At 45.6% G+C, this 22,086-nt stretch carries 22 protein-coding genes; 17 read left to right on the forward strand and 5 right to left on the reverse strand.

Features of this window, described 5'->3' with window-relative positions; translation table 11 throughout:
* Nucleotides 1–358 precede the first annotated feature (358 nt).
* Nucleotides 359–1,831 (reverse strand): dihydrolipoyl dehydrogenase, encoded by a 1,473-nt coding sequence (locus VEA_RS03705; protein ID WP_006742775.1) that lies wholly within the window; start codon nucleotides 1,829–1,831, stop codon nucleotides 359–361.
* Nucleotides 1,832–2,023: 192 nt separating this feature from the next.
* The gene (locus VEA_RS03710) at nucleotides 2,024–2,752 is read right to left on the reverse strand and encodes a redoxin family protein (RefSeq protein WP_005395721.1); all 729 of its coding nucleotides are present in this window, start codon (nucleotides 2,750–2,752) and stop codon (nucleotides 2,024–2,026) included.
* Between the two features lie 170 nt (nucleotides 2,753–2,922).
* Between VEA_RS03710 and oxyR the strand changes: the two genes are divergently transcribed.
* Complete coding sequence (gene oxyR / locus VEA_RS03715; RefSeq protein WP_005395720.1) at nucleotides 2,923–3,834, forward strand: DNA-binding transcriptional regulator OxyR; 912 nt, start codon at nucleotides 2,923–2,925, stop codon at nucleotides 3,832–3,834.
* A gap of 51 nt (nucleotides 3,835–3,885) precedes the next feature.
* Here the strand turns inward: oxyR and VEA_RS03720 are convergent, their stop codons facing one another.
* Nucleotides 3,886–6,447, reverse strand: a complete 2,562-nt coding sequence (locus VEA_RS03720; protein WP_006742776.1) for a penicillin-binding protein 1A — start codon at nucleotides 6,445–6,447, stop codon at nucleotides 3,886–3,888.
* Nucleotides 6,448–6,590: 143 nt separating this feature from the next.
* On the opposite strand from VEA_RS03720, the gene pilM reads away from it, so the two are divergent.
* The 14 genes from pilM to rplI all read left to right on the forward strand — a co-directional run bounded on the left by pilM (nucleotide 6,591) and on the right by rplI (nucleotide 17,783).
* Nucleotides 6,591–7,607 (forward strand): type IV pilus biogenesis protein PilM, encoded by a 1,017-nt coding sequence (gene pilM / locus VEA_RS03725; protein ID WP_005395718.1) that lies wholly within the window; start codon nucleotides 6,591–6,593, stop codon nucleotides 7,605–7,607.
* Nucleotides 7,591–8,166: a PilN domain-containing protein gene (locus VEA_RS03730; RefSeq protein WP_005395717.1), complete on the forward strand. Its 576-nt coding sequence runs from the start codon at nucleotides 7,591–7,593 to the stop codon at nucleotides 8,164–8,166. The genes pilM and VEA_RS03730 overlap by 17 nt, the downstream gene beginning before the upstream one ends.
* A complete protein-coding gene (locus VEA_RS03735) occupies nucleotides 8,159–8,752 on the forward strand; it encodes a type IV pilus inner membrane component PilO (protein ID WP_012841351.1) in 594 nt (197 codons plus the stop codon). Before VEA_RS03730 ends, VEA_RS03735 begins: the two co-directional genes overlap by 8 nt.
* Complete coding sequence (locus VEA_RS03740) at nucleotides 8,742–9,257, forward strand: pilus assembly protein PilP (protein ID WP_012841352.1); 516 nt, start codon at nucleotides 8,742–8,744, stop codon at nucleotides 9,255–9,257. Before VEA_RS03735 ends, VEA_RS03740 begins: the two co-directional genes overlap by 11 nt.
* 25 nt (nucleotides 9,258–9,282) lie before the next feature.
* Complete coding sequence (locus VEA_RS03745; RefSeq protein WP_006742777.1) at nucleotides 9,283–11,031, forward strand: type IV pilus secretin PilQ; 1,749 nt, start codon at nucleotides 9,283–9,285, stop codon at nucleotides 11,029–11,031.
* Between the two features lie 187 nt (nucleotides 11,032–11,218).
* Entirely contained in the window at nucleotides 11,219–11,737 is a 519-nt protein-coding gene (gene aroK, locus VEA_RS03750) for a shikimate kinase AroK (protein WP_005381319.1), read from the forward strand.
* Nucleotides 11,738–11,769: 32 nt separating this feature from the next.
* Nucleotides 11,770–12,870, forward strand: a complete 1,101-nt coding sequence (aroB, locus tag VEA_RS03755) for a 3-dehydroquinate synthase (protein WP_012841354.1) — start codon at nucleotides 11,770–11,772, stop codon at nucleotides 12,868–12,870.
* Between the two features lie 52 nt (nucleotides 12,871–12,922).
* The gene (locus tag VEA_RS03760; protein WP_006743221.1) at nucleotides 12,923–14,437 is read left to right on the forward strand and encodes an SPOR domain-containing protein; all 1,515 of its coding nucleotides are present in this window, start codon (nucleotides 12,923–12,925) and stop codon (nucleotides 14,435–14,437) included.
* A 69-nt stretch (nucleotides 14,438–14,506) separates the two neighbouring features.
* On the forward strand, nucleotides 14,507–15,346 hold the full coding sequence (locus VEA_RS03765; RefSeq protein ID WP_005395710.1) for a Dam family site-specific DNA-(adenine-N6)-methyltransferase: 840 nt from the start codon (nucleotides 14,507–14,509) through the stop codon (nucleotides 15,344–15,346).
* A 92-nt stretch (nucleotides 15,347–15,438) separates the two neighbouring features.
* Nucleotides 15,439–16,110 (forward strand): ribulose-phosphate 3-epimerase, encoded by a 672-nt coding sequence (gene rpe, locus VEA_RS03770; protein ID WP_005395709.1) that lies wholly within the window; start codon nucleotides 15,439–15,441, stop codon nucleotides 16,108–16,110.
* 242 nt (nucleotides 16,111–16,352) lie between these two features.
* On the forward strand, nucleotides 16,353–16,742 hold the full coding sequence (gene rpsF / locus VEA_RS03775; protein ID WP_005381299.1) for a 30S ribosomal protein S6: 390 nt from the start codon (nucleotides 16,353–16,355) through the stop codon (nucleotides 16,740–16,742).
* 8 nt (nucleotides 16,743–16,750) lie between these two features.
* The gene (priB, locus tag VEA_RS03780; protein ID WP_005381298.1) at nucleotides 16,751–17,053 is read left to right on the forward strand and encodes a primosomal replication protein N; all 303 of its coding nucleotides are present in this window, start codon (nucleotides 16,751–16,753) and stop codon (nucleotides 17,051–17,053) included.
* A gap of 16 nt (nucleotides 17,054–17,069) precedes the next feature.
* Nucleotides 17,070–17,297: a 30S ribosomal protein S18 gene (rpsR, locus tag VEA_RS03785; RefSeq protein ID WP_000090472.1), complete on the forward strand. Its 228-nt coding sequence runs from the start codon at nucleotides 17,070–17,072 to the stop codon at nucleotides 17,295–17,297.
* 33 nt (nucleotides 17,298–17,330) lie between these two features.
* Nucleotides 17,331–17,783: a 50S ribosomal protein L9 gene (gene rplI, locus VEA_RS03790; RefSeq protein WP_005381278.1), complete on the forward strand. Its 453-nt coding sequence runs from the start codon at nucleotides 17,331–17,333 to the stop codon at nucleotides 17,781–17,783.
* Nucleotides 17,784–17,862: 79 nt separating this feature from the next.
* On the opposite strand, the gene VEA_RS03795 is transcribed toward rplI, so the two are convergent.
* On the reverse strand, nucleotides 17,863–18,627 hold the full coding sequence (locus VEA_RS03795; protein WP_006743223.1) for a DUF481 domain-containing protein: 765 nt from the start codon (nucleotides 18,625–18,627) through the stop codon (nucleotides 17,863–17,865).
* Between the two features lie 221 nt (nucleotides 18,628–18,848).
* On the opposite strand from VEA_RS03795, the gene VEA_RS03800 reads away from it, so the two are divergent.
* Both VEA_RS03800 and alr read left to right on the forward strand, forming a co-directional pair.
* Entirely contained in the window at nucleotides 18,849–20,249 is a 1,401-nt protein-coding gene (locus VEA_RS03800; RefSeq protein WP_005395704.1) for a replicative DNA helicase, read from the forward strand.
* Between the two features lie 13 nt (nucleotides 20,250–20,262).
* Nucleotides 20,263–21,339: an alanine racemase gene (gene alr / locus VEA_RS03805; RefSeq protein ID WP_041853013.1), complete on the forward strand. Its 1,077-nt coding sequence runs from the start codon at nucleotides 20,263–20,265 to the stop codon at nucleotides 21,337–21,339.
* 11 nt (nucleotides 21,340–21,350) lie between these two features.
* Here the strand turns inward: alr and VEA_RS03810 are convergent, their stop codons facing one another.
* Nucleotides 21,351–21,797 carry a secondary thiamine-phosphate synthase enzyme YjbQ gene (locus VEA_RS03810; RefSeq protein ID WP_012841356.1) on the reverse strand — a complete coding sequence of 149 codons (447 nt, stop codon included), beginning with the start codon at nucleotides 21,795–21,797 and terminating at the stop codon, nucleotides 21,351–21,353.
* Between the last annotated feature and the right edge of the window lie 289 nt (nucleotides 21,798–22,086).

Genomic DNA, 22,086 nt, shown 5'->3' on the forward strand with positions numbered 1-22,086 from the left:
TTATATACCCAACACAAAGAGAGAAATCGTTTTTTGTCGCGGCTTAGAGCGCAGGAACACAACCAAAAATGGAAAGTTAGCTTTGTAGAGCTTATGTGGCACGTGATTGATGTATGGTGCGCTGTCAGTCTTTAATAGGAAAAATAATCATGTCGACAGAATTGAAATTTGCACTGAGTATCGCTGGTGGTTTTTTTACGATCGGTGTAGTCGCGATCATCATGGTAAGTCGTTACGCAATGATGGCTGTGTAGTACTTATGTAATCGCCTCAAAGTAGTCAGCAGAAAGCCTCGTTAATCACGAGGCTTTCTGTTTTGCTTGGTATGTAAAGACTGGCTCGATTGAGCATGAAAGAGTTAGCAACCAGGCCCACAGTCAAGGCAATGTTTCACCATTTCTGGCCCTAAGTGTAGTTTTGCATTCAAATCACGTAGAGCGGTGCGGACACCCTCTTCGATCACTGGATGATAGAAGGGCATATCTAGCATCTCAGAAACCGTCATTCTATTTTGGTGTGCCCAAGACAAAAGATGCGCGAGGTGTTCTGCGTTCGGCCCCATCATCTCTGCACCTAAAAAGCGTCCAGTACCTTGCTCGCCATAGACATGTAACATCCCTTTGTTTCGTAGCATGACACGCGAACGTCCTTGATTCTCAAACGAGACTTCACCAGTAACAAAACAACCACAGCTTCCTAAGCGAGTTTCCAGTTGTTTGAAAGTTTCACCGACCATAGCTATTTGCGGATCGGAGAATACAGCTGAAATTGGCGAACGACGCAGACCTGCACGAATATCCGGGAAACGACCAGCATTGTCACCAGCAATGCGGCCTTGGTCAGCGGCTTCGTGCAGCAATGGAACTTGGTTACTTGCATCACCCGCAATAAAAATACTCTCTACGGAGGTTTGCAATGTGTAGTGATCTGCGGTTGGTACACCGCGTTCATCTAATGCCACATTGGTGCTCTCGATCGCTAGCTTATCTACGTTTGGACGTCGTCCAGTGGCTGCTAAAACGTAATCAACAATAAAGGTTTCTAATTCACCGTCGTGGTTAATGAATTTGATTTCAACTTTGTCTGCGCCTGCTGCATTCGATGATGGTATGCGCTTCATGCTTTCTACTTTTACATCGGCATCAAGATAGAACTCTTCTTTAAAAGTTTTATCTGCGTAAGCCATCACCTCTGGATCTGTCAGTGGACCAACTTGACCACCAAGACCAAAGAGCTTCACTTTCACCCCTAGGCGGTGCAATGCTTGACCGAGTTCAAGACCGATCACTCCAGGGCCAAATACCGCAACGGACTTAGGCAAATCATCCCAATCAAAGACATCATCATTAATTACGAGACGGTTTCCCAACTCATTCCAAGCTGCTGGATAGGCAGGACGAGAGCCCGTCGCGATCACAATCCGTTTTGCGGTGACCTGAGTATGGCCATCTATGATAAGCGTATGGTCATCGGCAAACTTCGCGTAGCCCGATAGTTTGTCTTCTGCGGGAATATCATCGACGCTTTCAAGCACAAAGCCAACAAAACGATCACGTTCGCGTTTTACACGATCCATGACTTCTTGTCCGTTAATGCGTATTTCACCTTGCGGATGGATCCCAAATCCAGGCGCTTTTTCGATTTGGTGGGCACTTTCTGCGGCCGCAATCAACAGCTTAGAGGGCATGCAACCGACGCGAGCACAGGTTGTTCCGTAAGGGCCGCCTTCAATCATTACTACGCTATTAGTATGAGCTTTTGCTGCTCGATAAGCGCCAAGACCAGCAGTACCACCACCAATAATCGCTACGTCGACATTAACTTGTTTCATCGTGAACTCTCGCTTTTTGTTTTTAAGCCAAGCTAGCTACATTGAGCTTGGAGAGTGAATTGGGTCGTTGAATCTGTATAAGGAGTCACCTTATCGGTAGACGACTACTTATCTAGACTAGTAGAGGAAGTGAGTTAGGGTTGGCCTCCGAGCCAAAGGCACCGGAGACCGAGGGTGTAGGCTATGGACAGCTTAGCCTAGATACGCTTCTAGCTCTTCGCTACCGCCGATGTGCTTGCCACCGATAAAGACTTGTGGAACAGTCGTGCGACCAGATATAGCTCGTAGACTAACTGTCGTTGCGTCTTTACCCAGAATCACTTCTTCATATTGAAGACCGTGGTCAATCAGGTTTTGTTTCGCTTTCATACAGAAAGGGCAGCCTGGCTTAGTGAATACCGTGATGGACTCTTGCGTTTTGTAGTCTGGCGCAATGTAGTTCAGCATGGTGTCTGCGTCTGACACTTTGAATGGGTCGCCTGGTTCGTTTGGCTCAATGAACATTTTTTCCACTACGCCATCTTTTACTAGCATGCTGTAACGCCATGAACGTTTGCCAAAGCCGATGTCGTTTTTATCCACTAACATACCCATGCCATCGGTGAATTCACCATTACCATCCGGGATGAAGGTAATGTTTTCTGCTTCTTGGTCTTGTTTCCATGCATTCATCACGAACGTATCATTGACTGAGACACAAATAATCTCATCCACTCCGTGCTCTTTAAATACAGGGAACAATTCGTTGTAACGAGGTAGATGGCTTGATGAACAGGTTGGAGTAAATGCACCCGGTAAGCTAAATACGATAACGGTCTTACCTTTAAATAGCTCATCAGTCGTTACATTCATCCAAGAGTCACCTTGACGAACTGGAAAAGTAACTTGAGGGACTTGTTGACCTTCTTTAGATACAAACATAATGATTTCCTTTAACTATTTTAAATTATGCGTATAGAGCTTAGCGTTTTTCTTTGCTCTGTTTCGTTCTGTTGAGCCCATTATTGTAAAAATCCTTTGATAGCTCTAATCGTTTGGTGTTATGGTTTTGATAGGTACTAGCTATTGTTAAAAGAAGCGAATTGTGAGTTATGAATATTCGAGATTTTGAGTACTTAGTTGCACTTGCGGAACATAAGCACTTTCGCAAAGCGGCAGAAGCATGTTTTGTTAGCCAACCAACATTGAGTGGACAAATTCGTAAGCTAGAGGATGAACTCGGTACCACGCTTTTAGAGCGAAGCAGCCGTCGCGTTTTGTTTACCGATTCAGGGTTGCAGTTGGTGGAGCAAGCTAAGCGTATCTTAAGTGAAGTGAAAACTTTTAAAGATATGGCGAGTGGTCAGAGCGGAGCAATGACTGGGCCTATGCATATCGGTTTCATCCCGACGGTAGGTCCGTATCTACTACCCAAAATTCTGCCGCAGATAAAAGAAGCATTTCCTGAACTGGAGCTGTTCCTGCACGAAGCTCAAACACATCAGTTGGTGCGTCAATTAGAAGAAGGTAAATTGGACTGCTTGGTCTTGGCTTCGGTTGATGAAACGGCACCTTTTAAAGAAATCGAAGTGTATAACGAGCCGTTAAGCGTTGCGGTGCCATGTGATCATGAGTGGGCCTCTCTCGACCATGTTGATATGTTGGAGTTGAATGGTAAAACCGTTTTAGCGCTAGGAGACGGTCACTGTCTTCGTGATCAAGCGTTAGGTTTCTGTTTTGCTGCCGGAGCGAAAGACGATGAACGCTTTAAGGCAACCAGTTTGGAGACACTGCGGAATATGGTCGCTGCTGGTGCTGGGATTACGTTATTGCCTCAGCTTTCTATCCCCAATGAGAAGCAAAAAGATGGCGTGTGCTATGTACCAGCCGTTAACCCTACGCCTTCGCGCAATATAGTCCTTGTATATCGCCCGGGCTCACCACTGCGTGCAAGGTTTGAAGCTTTGGCGGCGAAGATTAAAGAAGTATTGGCTTCTTATCCTTCATTGAACGCCGCGGCGTAAAAGCCGACATAAAAAAGGGAGAGCGAATGCTCTCCCTTTTGCTTTAGTGATTTAGAACAGCTCTTCTGCGCCAGAGCCGGAAGAATAAATACTGTCTTCCAAACGGTCTCCTGCGTATTCGGTAGGCTCAGTGCCTTTTTCAAAGTATTCGAACATCGATGTGCTGTCTACTTTGTGCGTTAGCATGCCAGTGTTGCGATCAATACGAACACGAATGATGTTATCTGGAATATTTTTACCTTGCTCAGGTGTTTCTTCTAGTGCAACGCGCATAAAGTCAATCCAAGCGGGTTCTGCGGTTTTCGCACCCGATTCGGCACCGGAAATTTGGCCTTTGCCTAGGTTGCTATTAACCGTTGTGCGACCAAGGGCGCGTGAGTGATCATCAAAACCAACCCAAGCAATGGCAACAACACCAGGACCATAGCCGTTGTACCAAGCATCTTTGGAGTCATTCGTTGTACCCGTTTTACCACCGATATCACGACGCCCCAGTTTTTGTGCACGCCAGCCAGTACCGTTCCACCCCGTACCTTCACGCCAGTTACCACCACCCCAAATGTTGCTGTACATCATCTCGCGCATCAAGAATGCGTTTTGCTCAGAGATAACTTGTGGAGCATATTGAGGTTCATCATTTTCCAGTGCGTTGTCTGTTGCCAAACCATCAATCGCGACGTCTTGTTCGCCAAACTCATCGGCATAGCGATTGTCTGGCTCATCGCCCATTTGTGGGCAATCCTTATGACAAACGCTTTTTGGGTTCGCTTTAAACAGCACTTCACCGAATGCATCTTCCACGCGTTCTACGTAGAACGGTTCGACGTAATAACCTCCGTTCGCAAATACAGAGTAGCCTTGTGCCACTTTCATTGGTGTTAAGCTACCAGCACCGAGCGCGATGGTCTCTGAACGTGGTACTTGGTTAATATCAAAACCAAAACGAGTAAGGTACTGACGTGTTTCATCAAGGCCTACTTCACGCAGCGTACGCACTGCCATCACGTTCTTTGACTGAGCTAAGCCGAGGCGAAGGCGAGTTGGACCGCCATAGGTTGGTGGTGAGTTTTTAGGTCGCCAAGCCGAACCCGAACCTGCGTCCCATTTGTTAATTGGCGCATCGTTGATCAGAGTGGCCAGGGTAAGTCCCTTGTCAATTGCGGCTGAGTAGATGAATGGTTTGATACTTGAGCCAACCTGACGCACTGACATAGTGGCACGGTTAAATTTACTATGAACAAAGTTAAAACCACCCACTAACGACAATATCGCACCATTTTCCGGGTTCATCGCGACAAACGCGGTGTTCGCTGTTGGCACTTGGCTCAGTTTCCAGCTTTGTGTCGTGTTGTCATCTTTATTGGGTTCGCTCACTTCGCGAACCCAAACTTGTTGACCCGTCGCTAGAACATCATGCGCTGATTTTGGCGTTGAGCCTTGGCGGTTTTCGGTGATGTATTTACGTGCCCAATGCATTCCAGTCCAAGGAATGCTCTGCTCTTCATGGTTTTTAACCCAAACTTGCGCAGTTTTATCATCGACTTTTGTCACGACGGCAGGGTAAAGGTCACCATAAGTTGGTTGCTTCTTAAGGTGCTTTTCTATTTGCTCGCTGTTCCAAGCGGTTTCACCTTCTTTCCAAAGCACTTTCTCCGCACCGCGGTAGCCGTGACGTTCATCGTATGACAGCAGATTATTTACCACGGATGTATTCGCGGCATCTTGCAGTTTAGAGTCCACTGTCATGTAGATATTCAAGCCAGAGGTGTAGGCTTCTTCTTCACCGTACTCTTTTACGGCCCATGCACGAGCTAGTTCTGCCACATAAGGAGCGGAAAGTTCAATTTCAGCACTGTGGTAACGCGCCACGATAGGTTCGTTGCGTGCTTCGTCATACTGTTCTTGCGTGATGTATTTTTCATCAAGCATTCGCATTAACACGACGTTACGGCGTTTTGTCGCACGCTCAAGAGAGTAAATTGGGTTCATCGTTGATGGCGCTTTTGGCATCCCTGCGAGTGTCGCAAGTTCGCTTAACGTCAATTCATTAAGGCTCTTACCAAAGTAAACTTGAGCGGCCGCACCAAAACCATATGAGCGGTAACCAAGGAAGATTTTATTGACATAAAGTTCCATGATTTCTTGCTTACTCAGAAGCTGCTCAATGTGGATAGCAATGAAAATCTCTTTAATCTTACGCATGATCTTCTTCTCATTAGATAAGAAGAAGTTACGCGCTAGCTGTTGCGTAATGGTACTTGCGCCCTGCTTGGCTGAACCTGAGATCGCAACTACAACGGCTGCACGAGTGATGCCGATAGGATCGATACCTGGGTGTTCGTAAAAACGGCTATCTTCGGTGGCGATTAGCGCATGAATTAAGTCTTGAGGAATTTCATCATAAGTAACAGGAATACGACGCTTTTCACCGAACTGTGCGATCAGCTTCCCGTCTTGACTAAACACCTGCATAGGTGTTTGTAATTCAACGTCTTTTAGAGTTGCAACATCTGGCAATTCAGGCTTCACGTACTGATAGAAGCCAAATATTGTGGTGACTCCAAGAATTATGCAAATCAATGTTAAAAATAATAAACGCTTTATGAACTTCACCGGAGAATCCCTGATTGGTTGAGGCTGTGTAACGGCAAACCCTTGTACTCTTAGGTCAAAAATTTAGCACATAGAGATATTAACTCTTATTTGGGTGCTAATAACAACCTTTGCACGAAGAAATTTCGGAGCGAGAGTAAGAGATGGATAAGCTAATCGTTACCGGCATCGATATAGGCCATAACAGCCTCAAAGCCGTAGTACTTAAACCCACAGGCAACAATTACGCTCTGTTGGGTTACAAAGAAATATTACTAAAGGAAGGTATTGTCGCTGAAAATAACACTATAAATCATCAAGAAATTGTAAAGACCCTAAAGCTGATTAAAAAAGAACTGCCTTTTGGTGCTAAAAAGGTCGCAATTTCAGTGCCTGATAATTCGGTGATCAGTAAAAAATTGCAAATAGAACAAAACCTTGAAGATAGCGAAGTTGAGTTTGCTGTGATTCAGGCATTTTCTCATCAATCGCCATTCCCTGTCGAAGAGCTGAGTTTAGACTTCGTCCGTCTTCGTGCCGAAGATGGGTTGCGTGGGACTGATAACTATCAAGTGTTTGCGACAAGAAAAGATGTGGTCGATAGTCGCGTGGATGCATTACAAAAATCCGGACTAAAACCCGTTTTAGTGGACGTGCATTCACAAAGTCTTGGTCATATCTGGAAGCTTACCGCCGATCGCTTTCCTGACAAAAATAAGTACTGCTTACTCGATATTGGCACCTCATCGAGCTCCTTTACCATGTTTACCGAACAAGGTGAGCTGTTTCACAAGGAGTTTGCTTGCGGCACTCGAGGAGCAAACAGCCCTGTGCAAGATGATTTGATGTCCGATGATGCTCAGGAGAAAACAGAGCTGTTTAATCGCCAAATTGTGGAACGGGTGAAACGTCAGATGCAGCTCTACACTTCAATTAATGGCTCGCAAAATATCAAAGGTATCTGGTTATCAGGGGAAGGAGCTTCGACACCAATGCTCGCGGAAGAGTTATCTCAGCAACTGTCACTAGAGTGTGAATTGCTAAACCCGCTAGGGCTATTTGAGATGAAGGTGTCCAAACGTAAACGTCGTGCCGCGGATTGGCAGCATTTCTCTACAGCCGCAGGACTCGCGATTCGTGGCATTCATTGGCTAGGAGGTGCGCGTGCTTTATCGCATTAATTTACTTCCTTGGCGAGAGAACCAAAGAGAAGAGCACCGACGTCGTTTCATTAGCTTGGTCGCGTTAGGCATGTTGGTCGCCATTGGTATTCAATGGGGTATTGGAAAGTTTTTTGAGTACCAACAAGATCAGCAGCAGGAGCGGCTTGATTACCTTACTCACTACATTGCTGAGCTCGACCAGCGTATTGAAGCAATGAAAATCGCCGAGCAAGAGCACAGCAAAATCCTCGAACGTTTAAAAGTGGTTGAAGGGTTACAAAACGGTAGAAACAAAACGACCGAGTTTATGAACTTGATGCCAGCCGTCATTCCTGAAGGTGTATATGTCGACAAGATCAAAATGAATGATCTGGAAATTGAGATCTCGGGGATCTCTGATAGCACTCCAAAACTTGCCACGATGCTGGACAACATGGAGCGTTCGGCCAAGTTGAATGATGTAGAAATGCACTCCATCGTTCACGGAAAAGCGCGTTTTGGAAAAGAGTTCCAAACGTTCAAAGTGTCTTTCATGTTCAAAGTGCCGGAGAAGAAAGCGGAGGCCCAGCATGGTTGATTGGCAGGATCTCGAAATAGATGAAATGGCAGAGTGGCCATTGTTGCCTCAGCTTGTGGTTATCGCGCTGCTGATTTTCCTCATTCAAGGTTTTGGCTATTGGTTTTACCTTAAGCCAAAAGAAGAGCAATTGAATAACTTGGTCCAGCAGGAGCAGACGCTCAAGGTGGCATTGAAGATCAAAGCGAACAAAGTAGCAGCATTGCCTCAGCTTCAATCTCAATTGGATGAACTCACCACGCGTTACGAATTATTGCTACAACAACTGCCCGCGCAAAAAGAGTTGGCTACGATGCTCGCTTCGGTGAATGAACTCGGTATCGACAATAAGTTGACCTTTACCCGTATCGACTGGGGTGAAAAGCAATCAGAGCATTTCCTCTATCGTCTTCCTTTAAACATTGAGTTAACGGGAGATTTTCATGACATCGGCCATTTTTCTCAGGCGATAGCAACGCTACCTCGAATCATCACGTTTAAAGATGTGACTTGGCAGCGTGTCAGCCAAGAAAGTGAAACTCTGCACTTTAGGGTACGAGCCAATACCTATCAGTTTAAGCCAGAGGAGACGAACAATGACAAGTAAGCATTTGTTACTGGTACTGATGGGGTCTCTGCTACTTGGATGTCAGGCGAATGATGAGTCATTAACGGATTTTATTCGAGGGGTGGAGAGTCAGGCGCGTCGAGATGTCGAGAAACTTAAGCCTGCAGATAAGTATGTTGCCGTCACGTACGCACCTGAAGTACAGCGTGCGCCCTTTGAGTTGCCAAAAGAAGCCACCATCGCCACTCAGCCCGTTGCAAGAAAAGATTGCTGGCAACCGCCTTCAAGAAGGCGCACTGGCAAATTAGAAAAATTCCCATTAAGCCAATTACGTTTGAAAGGAGTTATGGGCATGGGTAATACGGTTTCTGGTCTCGTTCAGGCACCCAATGGAACCGTTTATAAAGTGAAGCCGGGGCAATACCTCGGACGCAACAATGGCAAAGTGACCCACGTCAGCCATTCCTATTTGTTAGTTAATGAAACGTTGCCCGACGGCTTAGGGTGTTGGCAGAAGCGTAAAGTTAAGTTGGCTTTGAGATAGCCCCATTTATTTTTGATATTGAGTAATGAAAATGAGACAAGGATTAACACGTACACCAAGGATACTAACAGGGCTCTTCTCCTTATGGTTGTTTGTATTTTTAGCCCCTTTAGTGGCAGCAGAAGAAGTATCGTCTAATGCCTTAAAGAGTATCGACTTTCGCACTAATAAAGATAAAGACGCCGTTATAGTCGTTGAACTGGCGTCACCTGCCGCGATTGTCGATGTCAAACGCGTACAGGAAGGGTTAAGTATCGATTTGCTTAATACTTCGGTAAAAGACGAGCAACTGTATCTCCTAGACGTAAAAGATTTCTCGACTGTGGTTGAAAGCGTAGAGGTGTTTCGCGATACCTCAACTACTCGCTTGGTTGCGCACATTAATGAAGAATATACGCATGATTATCGTTTAACGGGGCGATTCTTGGAAATCAAAGTGGCTAAGATCAAACCCAATGAGAAAGCCCCGGATAAAAGCATTCTAGAAAAAGAAGGCAAGCTCATTTCAATTAACTTCCAAGATATTCCTGTACGTAACGTGTTACAGCTGATTGCTGACTACAACCAGTTCAACTTGGTTGTTTCAGACTCCGTAGAAGGTAACCTCACACTTCGTCTTGATGGTGTTCCGTGGCAGCAAGTGCTGGATATTATTTTGCAAGTTAAGGGGTTAGATAAGCGTGTTGATGGCAACGTGATTCTGGTTGCTCCAACAGATGAGCTTGATCTGCGCGAAAAACAGCAACTCGAAAAGCAGCAGCTAGAACAAACGATGGGAGAGCTTTCGTCTGAAATCATCAAGGTAAACTTCGCTAAAGCATCAGATATTGCAGAGATGATCAACGGAGAAGGGAACATCAGTATGTTGTCTGAGCGAGGCAGTATGACCATTGATGAGCGGACTAACTCGTTATTGATTCGTGAGCTACCTGAAAACATTGAAGTGATTCGAGAAATTATTGAATCTTTGGATATCCCGGTGAAGCAGGTTCAAATTGAAGCGCGTATTGTGACCATCAACGAAGGCAACATGGATGAGTTGGGAATTCGCTGGGGCTTTACCTCTATTAATGGCAATAACACGGTTGGTGGCTCTATCGAAAACAACCTTGCCACGATCGGTTTATATAACGGAGGTGGTGAAGGAGAAGACGGTGGTGACGGCGATGGAGTAGGTATCGATGACTTCCTAAACGTAAACTTAGCTGCAACCAGTCCAAACGCGACCAGCATTGCTTTTCAGGTTGCAAAATTAGGCTCAGACACCTTGTTAGACCTCGAGCTTTCTGCGCTGCAACAAGAGTCCAAAGCTGAGATTATCTCAAGTCCACGTTTGATCACTACCAATAAGAAGCCTGCCTATATTGAGCAAGGTACCGAGATACCTTATCTAGAGTCCTCATCAAGTGGTGCAACGACGGTAACGTTCAAAAAAGCAGTATTGAGTTTGAAGGTGACGCCACAAATTACACCGGATAACCGTCTTGTGTTGGACTTAAGCGTTACGCAAGATAGACCTGGACAAGTCGTGAAAACAGGAACTGGTGAAGCCGTTGCGATTGATACTCAACGTATCGGGACGCAAGTGTTAGTAAATAACGGTGAAACCGTCGTTCTTGGTGGTATTTTCCAGCACAGCATTACTAACTCGGTGGACAAAGTGCCTTTGTTAGGCGATCTGCCACTATTAGGTGCGCTTTTCCGTCGAAGTTATGAAAATGTTGGCAAAAGTGAGCTGTTAATTTTCGTCACCCCTAAGGTGGTGATTCAGTAGTTCTACCTCGTGAAAAACTGATTAAATCAAAAATAAAGTTGCAATAGTGGCACCATGCTTGGATAATTTCGGGTCTTATCACGAATTATCTGTGAGGAACTGGTGCCACAAGCCTTGTAGAACAGCGATTTAGCTGTGTTTTCTTGTGGCGATCTTATTGAATCAATGTTGTAAATTACTGCTAAACATGGCTGAGAAACGTAATATTTTCCTTGTTGGCCCAATGGGCGCCGGCAAAAGTACAATTGGTAGACATCTAGCACAGCAACTGCATATGGAGTTTGTTGACTCCGATACAGTGATCGAAGAACGCACTGGTGCAGACATCTCTTGGGTTTTTGATGTAGAAGGTGAAGAAGGCTTCCGCAAGCGTGAAGAAGCGGTACTTGAAGACCTAACACAAGAGCAAGGCATCGTGCTTGCGACTGGCGGTGGCTCTGTTAAGAGCAAAGAAAACCGTAATCGTCTTTCGGCACGTGGTGTTGTTGTTTACTTAGAAACGACGATTGAAAAGCAACTTGCGCGCACAAACCGTGACAAGAAGCGTCCTCTACTTCAAACGGACAACCCTCGCGAAGTATTGGAGCAATTAGCTGAAGAACGTAATCCTCTGTATGAAGAAGTAGCGGATTACACTGTTCGCACTGACGATCAGAGTGCAAAAGTGGTAGCCAACCAGATCGTAAAAATGCTAGAAGAGAGATAAGTTTTTATCTTTTTTTTAATTGGAGCAAACCGATGGAACGGATTACGGTCAACCTAGCTGAGCGTAGCTACCCAATCTCTATTGGCGCCGGGTTATTTGAGGACCCGGCGTACCTCTCTCAAGTTCTCTCAAACAAAAATGCAAAACAAAAAGTTGTTGTGATCAGTAATGTCACAGTGGCGCCTTTGTATGCAGACAAAATTTTAAAGCAACTCGAGCAGCTCGGTTGTAGTGCATCCTTGTTAGAATTGCCTGACGGCGAACAGTACAAAAACTTGGATGTGTTTAACCAAGTGATGAACTTCCTCCTCGAGGGGAATTACGCTCGTGATGTTGTGATCATCGCGTTAGGTGGTGGCGTTATTGGCGACCTTGTGGGTTTTGCTTCTGCCTGTTACCAGCGTGGGGTCGACTTTATTCAAATACCAACGACATTACTATCTCAAGTGGACTCTTCGGTGGGTGGAAAAACCGCGGTTAACCATCCGTTGGGTAAGAACATGATAGGTGCGTTTTACCAACCTAAAGCCGTGATCATCGATACCAACTGTTTATCGACGTTGCCTGAGCGTGAATTCGCAGCAGGTATCGCAGAAGTCATTAAGTACGGCATCATTTACGATGTAGACTTTTTTGTATGGTTGGAAGAAAACCTTGAACGCTTGTACGCGTTGGATGAAGAAGCGCTAACTTATGCCATTGCACGTTGCTGTGAAATAAAAGCGGAAGTGGTGGCTCAGGATGAGAAAGAATCGGGCATCCGCGCTCTGCTCAACTTAGGTCACACCTTTGGTCATGCGATTGAAGCTGAGCTTGGCTACGGCAATTGGCTGCATGGTGAAGCGGTTTCTGCTGGCACGGTTATGGCGGCCAAAACTTCGCATCTGCGCGGTCTTATCTCAGCAGAGCAATTTGAGCGTATTGTTGCGATTTTGCGTCGTGCCAAACTGCCTGTTCATACTCCAGAAAGTATGAGCTTCGATGACTTCCTCAAACATATGATGCGAGATAAAAAAGTCCTCTCTGGTCAATTAAGATTAGTTCTACCTACAGGCATTGGTAGTGCCGAGGTCATTGCTGATACGACACAAGACGTACTCAAACAGGCGATAGACTTCGGTCGCGATATTTAACCTTGTAATGGCGCCTTTGGGCGTCATTCTTGTAGTGTATTAAGGTTATTAGATGAGTGTTGCTCACGTTCTGGAATTAGATTCTCAAATCGAGTTGCTTGATAGGTTAGGATTGCTGACTAATTTTGGTTCCAATTTCATTGCGATTAATGGTCATGATGGTTATGGAAAATCTTGGTTAGCGCAGCGATACCTTGAAGTGGGTGCCAGTAACAAGAATCAATGTTTGTTACTTTGTCATTCTAATCAAGATGATGTGCAGCGCCGCATCCTTATTTTGAGTCAACTGGTTTCGGACGCATTGTTTAATCAGCAAGAGCCTTTACTTGATAGCCTCGAAAGACTATTGGGTGATGAGCCTTGTGATATCGCGATTGTGGTTGATGATGCGCATTTATTAAGTGAGACGCTCGTTTCTGAGCTTTGGATGCTGGTTTTAGAGGCGCATCATAAGCCGAATTGGACCATCAATGTCTTATTATTTACGCAGTCTGGGCGCTTAGAAGGATTGCTGTCACGTCTCAGTTACGGACAAGAGATAAAGCCTGTTGAGCTTGATATTGATATGTTGTCCGAAGTGGAAGCCCGTCGTTTCTTTGAATCACTTGTTGCGCGCTATGTTGATGATGAGGCGGAGAAGCGGGTTCGAGATGCATTTAAAAAAGTTGACCCAGTACCGGGTGACATCATGGCGTTAGGAGAGATGAAAGTGGAAAAAAGGATCATTATCCGCTCGATTGTCGGTTCACCGCTGAATATTGCGTTAGTGGTATTAGCATTACTGTTGCTTGCTGCTGGTGGCTATTGGTGGATGTATAATCAACCAAGCCCTGATGATAAAGCGCAGCAAATTGCTGGTAGTTTAGAGCAAACGGCTATTCCAACTTTTGAAGAGTCAGGAATCAGTGCTGCGCAGTCTTCACTACAATCTGTGACTGATGACACTAGCAGTGGCCTTGATGGCTCTGGCGCGATTGATGATTCTGATTCATTACCGCCAGCAGTAACGGAAGAAGTGGCGAGCGTTGGCAGTGATGACAATCAACAGAGAGTGGTGATTGAGTCGAATGTGGTCGATGCATTGCTTGAAGGTAAAGCTGATTCAGCAGACACAAAAGCGATTGATGATGTCGTGGGCGTTGAGAAGCAAGACGCCACTGATGAAACCAGCTCACCCTTAATAAAAGTCGTAAAACCAAATCAAGGTATGACGCAAACTTCTGCTCAGCCAGAAGAAGACGGTGCGAAGCAGTCTGTGGTTAAGTTTTCATTTGCTCGCGAAGAATTAAAAGCACTATCACCAAGAGCCTATACACTGCAGCTTGCTGCTATGACGTCAATGGACGATGTACAAGCCTTCCTCGATGAGCATCAGCTGAATAATCAAGTACGAATTTATCCTACCGTTCGCAATGACACTGAGTGGTATATCATCACATACCAAGATTATCCGACAATTCAAATGGCTCGCGATGCCGTTGCAAGCTTGCCTGATTCGGTTAAGTCGGTGAGTCCTTGGGCAAAATCACTCCGTCAGGTTCATCGCGAAATTGATCGAGTGAAATAAACCTGAGCTTCGCTGAAAAATATGTTACATTCCGCAGCCTTAATTTTTGGTCGATAGATAGAGCAGTAGATGAAAAAGCAACGAGCCTTTCTTAAATGGGCAGGAGGAAAATACGGACTGGTTGAAGACATCCAACGTCATTTACCGCCGGCTCGAAAGCTAGTTGAACCTTTTGTTGGCGCGGGCTCAGTGTTTCTGAATACCGACTATGACCATTACCTACTGGCAGATATCAATCCAGATCTGATCAATCTGTACAACCTACTAAAAGAGCGCCCTGAAGAGTATATCTCTGAAGCGAAGCGTTGGTTTGTCGCCGAGAATAACCGTAAAGAAGCTTACTTACACATTCGCGCTGAGTTTAATAAAACCGATGACGTGATGTACCGCTCTTTAGCGTTTTTGTACATGAACCGCTTTGGTTTTAATGGTCTATGCCGTTACAACAAAAAAGGCGGTTTTAACGTTCCGTTCGGTTCATATAAAAAGCCTTACTTCCCAGAGGCGGAATTGGAGTTTTTTGCCGAAAAAGCCAAGAAAGCCACGTTCGTTTGTGAAGGTTATCCAGAAACTTTTCGCCGAGCACGTAAGGGGAGTGTGGTGTATTGCGATCCTCCTTATGCACCGCTTTCAAACACGGCAAATTTCACCTCATACGCAGGTAATGGTTTCACGTTGGATGATCAGGCTGCATTAGCCGACATTGCTGAAAGAACGGCGACTGAGCGTGGTATTCCGGTTCTGATTTCTAACCACGACACTACGTTGACGCGTCGGTTGTATCACGGTGCAGATCTCAATGTAGTAAAAGTAAAGCGCACCATTAGCCGCAATGGCAGTGGTCGTAATAAAGTCGATGAGCTGCTTGCTCTTTTTCATGCCCCTGAGATGGATCAACCAAGCTCTTAGTTCTCACACTATTAAATCTAAATAGTGGATCTCCCCACTGGCTTCGGTAGAATTGCGCGCAGATTGTTTGCTCATTACTACTGAGGTCAGGTATGAAAGATTTTCTTATTGCTCCATCCATTTTATCGGCAGATTTTGCTCGTCTCGGTGAAGATGTCGAGAAAGTACTCGCAGCGGGTGCGGATGTGGTACATTTCGACGTTATGGATAACCACTATGTACCAAACCTGACTTTTGGTGCACCTGTGTGTAAAGCACTACGCGATTACGGCATCACAGCGCCAATCGATGTTCACCTAATGGTGAAACCGGTTGACCGCATTATTCCTGATTTCGCAAAAGCGGGTGCGTCGATGATTACATTCCATGTGGAAGCTTCCGATCATGTAGACCGTACACTGCAGTTAATTAAAGAGCACGGCTGTCAGGCTGGTGTGGTACTAAACCCAGCAACGCCACTTGCGAGCCTTGAGTTCATCATGGACAAAGTCGACATGATTCTACTGATGTCGGTTAATCCTGGCTTTGGTGGTCAATCATTCATTCCTCACACACTAGATAAACTGCGTGCAGTTCGTAAGATGATCGATGAGTCTGGTCGCGATATCCGTTTAGAAATTGATGGCGGTGTGAAGGTTGACAACATTCGTGAAATCGCAGAAGCGGGCGCAGATATGTTTGTTGCAGGCTCGGCGATTTTCGGTCAGCCAGATTACAAACAAGTGATCGACCAAATGCGCACGGAACTGGCTGAAGTAAAATAAGTCCCTATATACGCGCGATAATGCCCTGATTTTAAAGGCTGTCACTTTATTGGCAGCCTTTGTTATTTCTAGTGTTGGATGAAATAAAATATCCCCTGCGTTGAGCAAATAATCACTTGCCTATTTTGCGCCCTTTCTGTACTATTCGTGCTCCTTAAACTCAGTCAATTATCTTTAGTTCCTTGCTTCCTCTGGACGACTGAGCCATTTGTGGAAGCTGAATAATCCGTAAGGAGCAACCAATGCGTCATTACGAAATCGTATTCATGGTGCACCCAGATCAAAGCGAGCAAGTTGCTGGCATGATCGAGCGTTACACTGGTTCAATCACTGAAGCTGGCGGTAAAATCCACCGTCTAGAAGACTGGGGCCGTCGTCAACTGGCTTACCCAATCAACAAGCTTCACAAAGCTCACTACGTTCTTATGAACGTTGAAGCTGACCAAGCTGTAATTGATGAGCTAGAAACTGCTTTCCGTTTCAACGATGCAGTTCTACGTAACATGATCATGCGTACTAAAGCAGCGATCACTGAGCAATCTATCATGCTTAAGCAAAAAGAAGAGCGTGCTCCACGTCGTGAAGAGCGTTCTGAAGCTAAGCCTGAAGCTAAGTCAGAAGCTGCTGAGTAAGTTTTCTTATGGCCAATCGAATGGAGCTGAGCGGCACCATTGCCAAACCGCCCATTCGTAGTAAAAGCCCTGGTGGCATTGAACACTGTCGGTTTTGGCTGGAGCATCGCTCTACTATTATCGAAGCTGACTTACCTCGACAAGTTTATTGTCGTATGCCGGTAGTCGTCAGCGGGCTTGGGTCACAAGCACTAACTCAGAATTTAGTTCAAGGCAGTAACATTAAGGTAAGTGGTTTTGTCACTTATCAAACCGGCCGAAATGGCGTGGGAAAATTAGTGTTACACGCCGACAACATTACTCAAATTTAAGATCAGGAGATAGCCCATGGCTCGTTTCTTCCGTCGTCGTAAATTCTGCCGTTTCACTGCAGAAGGCGTACAAGAGATTGATTACAAAGACGTAGCAACTCTTAAAAACTACATCACTGAAGCTGGTAAAATCGTACCTAGCCGTATCACTGGTACAAGCGCTAAGTACCAGCGTCAACTAGCACGTGCTATCAAGCGTTCACGCTACCTAGCTCTACTACCGTACACTGACAAGCATCAGTAATCGGTTCATTTTATTAAGAAAGAGGATTAAGCAATGCAAGTTATTCTACTTGATAAAATTGGTAACCTAGGTGGTCTTGGCGATACTGCAAACGTTAAATCTGGCTACGCTCGTAACTTCCTTATCCCACAAGGTAAAGCAGTTATGGCAACTAAAGCTAACGTTGAAATGTTTGAAGCTCGTCGTGCTGAACTAGAAGCTAAAGTTGCTGAGCAACTAGCTGCTGCAGAAGCTCGCGCAGAGAAAGTTAACGCTCTAGAAGCTGTAGTTATCGCTTCTAAAGCTGGTGACGAAGGCAAACTATTCGGTTCTATCGGTACTCGTGACATCGCTGACGCTATCACAGCTGCAGGCGTTGAAGTTGCTAAGAGCGAAGTTCGCCTTCCTGAAGGTGCTCTACGTACAACTGGTGAGTTCGAGATCAGCGTTCAACTTCACTCTGAAGTTTTCGCAACTGTGAACCTACAAGTTGTTGCTGCTGAGTAATTCAGTATCAAGACGAAATACTAAAAAGCACCTCTTCGGAGGTGCTTTTTTTATTTCTAAAACTGGGAGAAAAAACGGGTTAAAAAGCGAAGAGTAAATTAACGGAAAATACGCTATCCGCTTTGCTTAAGCCTTCAGGCACTTTATCGTGATACTGACGAGAGTGTGCCAGTTTCAGTGCAATATCTTCAGTAATATCATTGGTCACGCTTAGCTCACTATCGGCTCGTGTATTACTTTTACCTGTTACCAACGTAATATCAGCCGCGAAACTCAGATTATCTAGTGCGTGCCAAGTCGTATTGATATTCCCTCGAAAAATGCCTTCTCGAACGATATCGGGAAAGACAATGTCGTCATCATCTATCTCATCTAAATTTGGTTCTTGATAACGAAAACCAGGACCGACTTCTACCTCTAAAATGAAGTTTTCAGTGTAGGAAAACTGGTAACCCAAACCACCTGATAAGGTGTAGTCTTTAAAATAGGCACTGTAACGAGAATCCACCCCTTTAAAGCTGCCATACAAATACGTTTTAGGACCTAACTTGTAGTCACTCTGTAGGGCGTAGGTGGATGAGCGTTTGTCTTCTTCACCGTCTTTGTACAAGTTGTAGTACTTCCATTCACCATTAGAACGGTGTCGACCTGACGTATATTCAGCACTCAAACGAGCATTCAGGGAACGAGAGTCCGTGTTACCTGTGTGAGCTTGATAGCCGAACTCCACCTCGGTTTTTAATGGGTCGGGCACATCAATATTTTGCTCTGGCTGTACTGATTCGTCAGCATACGATGCACTAGCGCATAGTAAGCTAAAGCTAAGTAACCAGTATCGGGACACATCAACCTCGAACGTAATTAAAAAGGAGGGGCATGATACTGATACAGATATTTTGTTGGGTCAATGGTAGGTTAATTTTTATTAGAGCTGGGCGGAAGAACCAGGCTATTACTTGTGCGGTTCGCATGTTGATTTCTTAACAAGTAATTGTCGCTTCGGGGAAGCATCTCAGTTAGGTTAAGGTTATAATCGTGGGTCAATAGTAGTTATCGAGCAAAGTCATGGCGGAAAACAGAAATCGCAAACCTTCAGACAGTCAGGTCGACGCAATCAAAGTGCCACCTCACTCACTAGAAGCCGAGCAATCAGTAATTGGTGGTCTTTTACTGGACAATGAACGTTGGGACACCGTTGCCGAACGTGTTGTAAGCAGTGATTTCTATAGTCGTCCGCATCGCCTAATTTTTGAAGGTGTAAAAACCATTCTTGAAGCGGGCAAGCCTCTCGATCTTATTACTTTATCGGAATACCTGGAGCGTCACGAGCAATTAGAAGATGTGGGCGGTTTTGCTTACCTTGCAGATTTGGCGAAAAACACGCCAAGCGCCGCTAACATTAATGCGTACGCTGATATTGTTGCCGAACGTGCGATTGTCCGTGGTTTGATCGGTGTCGCGAATGAGATTGCGGATGCGGGTTACGATCCTCAAGGTCGAAGTTCGGAAGATCTGATTGATATGGCGGAGAGTAAAGTTTTCGCCATCGCTGAGTCACGAACCAGTGAAAACGAAGGGCCACAAAATGTTGATAACATCCTCGAAAAGACGTTAGAACGTATCGAGTTGTTATATAAAACGCCGCAAGATGGTGTGACGGGTGTCGACACAGGTTTCACTGACCTCAATAAGAAAACCGCAGGTTTGCAAGGTTCTGATTTGGTGATTGTCGCGGCGCGTCCATCGATGGGTAAAACGACCTTTGCGATGAACTTGTGTGAAAATGCGGCCATGCAACAAGAGAAGCCTGTGCTTATTTTCTCGCTAGAGATGCCAGCCGAGCAGTTGATGATGCGTATGTTGGCCTCTTTGTCTCGCGTTGACCAAACCAAGATCCGTACGGGTCAGCTGGATGACGAAGACTGGGCGCGTATTTCTTCTACTATGGGTATCTTGATGCAGAAGAAAAACATGTACATTGATGACAGCTCCGGTCTAACTCCGACCGAAGTGCGTTCACGCGCTCGCCGTATCGCACGTGAACATGGCGGTCTGTCGATGATCATGGTCGACTACCTTCAGCTTATGCGCGTGCCTGCACTCTCTGATAACCGTACGCTGGAAATTGCGGAGATTTCGCGCTCTCTGAAAGCGCTGGCAAAAGAGCTGAATGTGCCCGTCGTGGCGCTGTCTCAGCTTAACCGTTCCCTAGAGCAACGTTCAGATAAACGCCCAGTAAACTCGGACTTGCGTGAGTCGGGCTCTATCGAGCAGGATGCCGACTTGATCATGTTCATCTACCGTGACGAGGTGTATCACCCAGATAGCCCATACAAAGGTACGGCAGAAATCATCATTGGTAAGCAACGTAACGGCCCTATCGGCTCTGTACGTCTCACCTTCCAAGGTCAACACTCGCGCTTTGACAACTACGCGGGTCCTGCATTCGATATTGATGATGAGTAACACCATGAGCTATATGAAAGCGGCCAAGGCGTGCATTGATTTGTCTGCGTTGCAGCACAACTTACAGCGCGTGAAAGCGCAAGCGCCCCAAAGTAAAGTGATGGCTGTAGTGAAGGCCAATGGTTATGGTCACGGATTACGTCACGTTGCAAAACATGCCAACCATGCGGATGCCTTTGGTGTTGCGCGCATTGAAGAAGCGTTGCAACTGCGCGCTTGTGGCGTGGTAAAGCCGATTCTATTGCTAGAAGGTTTTTACTCTCCAGGTGACTTACCTGTTCTTGTGACGAACAACATCCAAACCGTGGTGCATTGTGAAGAGCAGCTTATCGCTTTGGAGCAAGCCGACCTTGAAACTCCGGTTGTCGTGTGGCTTAAGATTGACAGTGGGATGCACCGTCTTGGCGTTCGCCCTGAGCAATATGATGAGTTTGTCACGCGGTTGAAAGAGTGTCCAAACGTAGCCAAGCCGTTACGTTACATGAGTCACTTTGGTTGTGCAGATGAGCTGGATAGCCATATTACTCCCCAACAGATTGAGTTGTTTAAGTCGTTGACCTCTGGTTGTCAGGGGGAGCGTTCACTTGCGGCATCTGCGGGGTTGTTGGCATGGCCTCAAAGCCATTTGGATTGGGTTCGTCCGGGCATCATCATGTATGGTGTATCGCCATTTGATGACAAGACCGCACAAGATCTGGGGTATCAACCCGTGATGACACTTAAATCCCATCTTATTGCGGTACGTGAAGTTAAGAAGGGCGAAAGTGTTGGCTACGGCGGTATGTGGACCAGTAAGCGAGATACAAAAGTCGGTGTCATCGCAGTAGGGTATGGCGACGGTTACCCAAGAAGTGCTCCGAACGGCACTCCGGTTTGGGTAAATGGTCGTAAAGTACCTATCGCAGGTCGAGTTTCTATGGATATGCTGACGGTCGATTTGGGACCAGATGCAACGGATAAAGTCAGCGACGAAGCGATTCTTTGGGGGAAAGAGCTCCCAGTAGAAGAAGTGGCGGGTCACATTGGTACCATTGCGTATGAACTCGTGACTAAGCTAACGCCTCGCGTCGAGATGGAGTACTCAAAATAAACAGCGAAAGGCTAACCTAAGGTTAGCCTTTGTTTTATCGACTCACCGTTAATCGTAGCAATAACGCGGCGGCCGCCGCCAAAGTCTCGGTGCTCACCCAAGTAAATGCCCTGCCATGTTCCTAAAGCTAATCGACCATTTTGGATTGGTATCGTCACACTACTACCAAGTAGGGATGCTTTAATGTGTGCTGGCATGTCGTCATCACCTTCATAGGTGTGCTGATAATAAGGAGCACGCTCTGGCACAAACTTATTGAAGTGCGCTTCCATATCCATACGCACGGTTGGATCAGCATTCTCATTTAAGGTCAAACTGGCGGAGGTATGTTGAATAAATAGGTGTAATAAACCTACTGAAAGCTCGTTTATTTGTGGTAATTGTTGTTCAATTTCATCAGTTATTAGGTGAAAACCGCGGCTTCTCGCTTTTAATTGCAGTGTTTTTTGTGCCCACATACGTGTTCCTTTGGAAATTTATAAATTGGCGTCTATCCTATTCCAATTAGAGCCTGTCATTAGTAAGTGATATGATTCTTGTCATCGTAAATGAATTGTTCATTTTCAGGGCAGGGAACGTGACCTAACTCAATGTGAGTGTAAATACTCTCAGTCATAATTGGCACCTGAAAAAAAATTACAAAGACTTGTTTTGTGGCAATTCGCCCAAACATCTAATTAATATTCTATTTGCTAAATCGGGGATTCCACAGTTTTCGCTAGACTGTAAGGAATGGAACCTACTGTA

Source organism: Vibrio antiquarius, from assembly GCF_000024825.1.
Classification (GTDB): domain Bacteria; phylum Pseudomonadota; class Gammaproteobacteria; order Enterobacterales; family Vibrionaceae; genus Vibrio; species Vibrio diabolicus.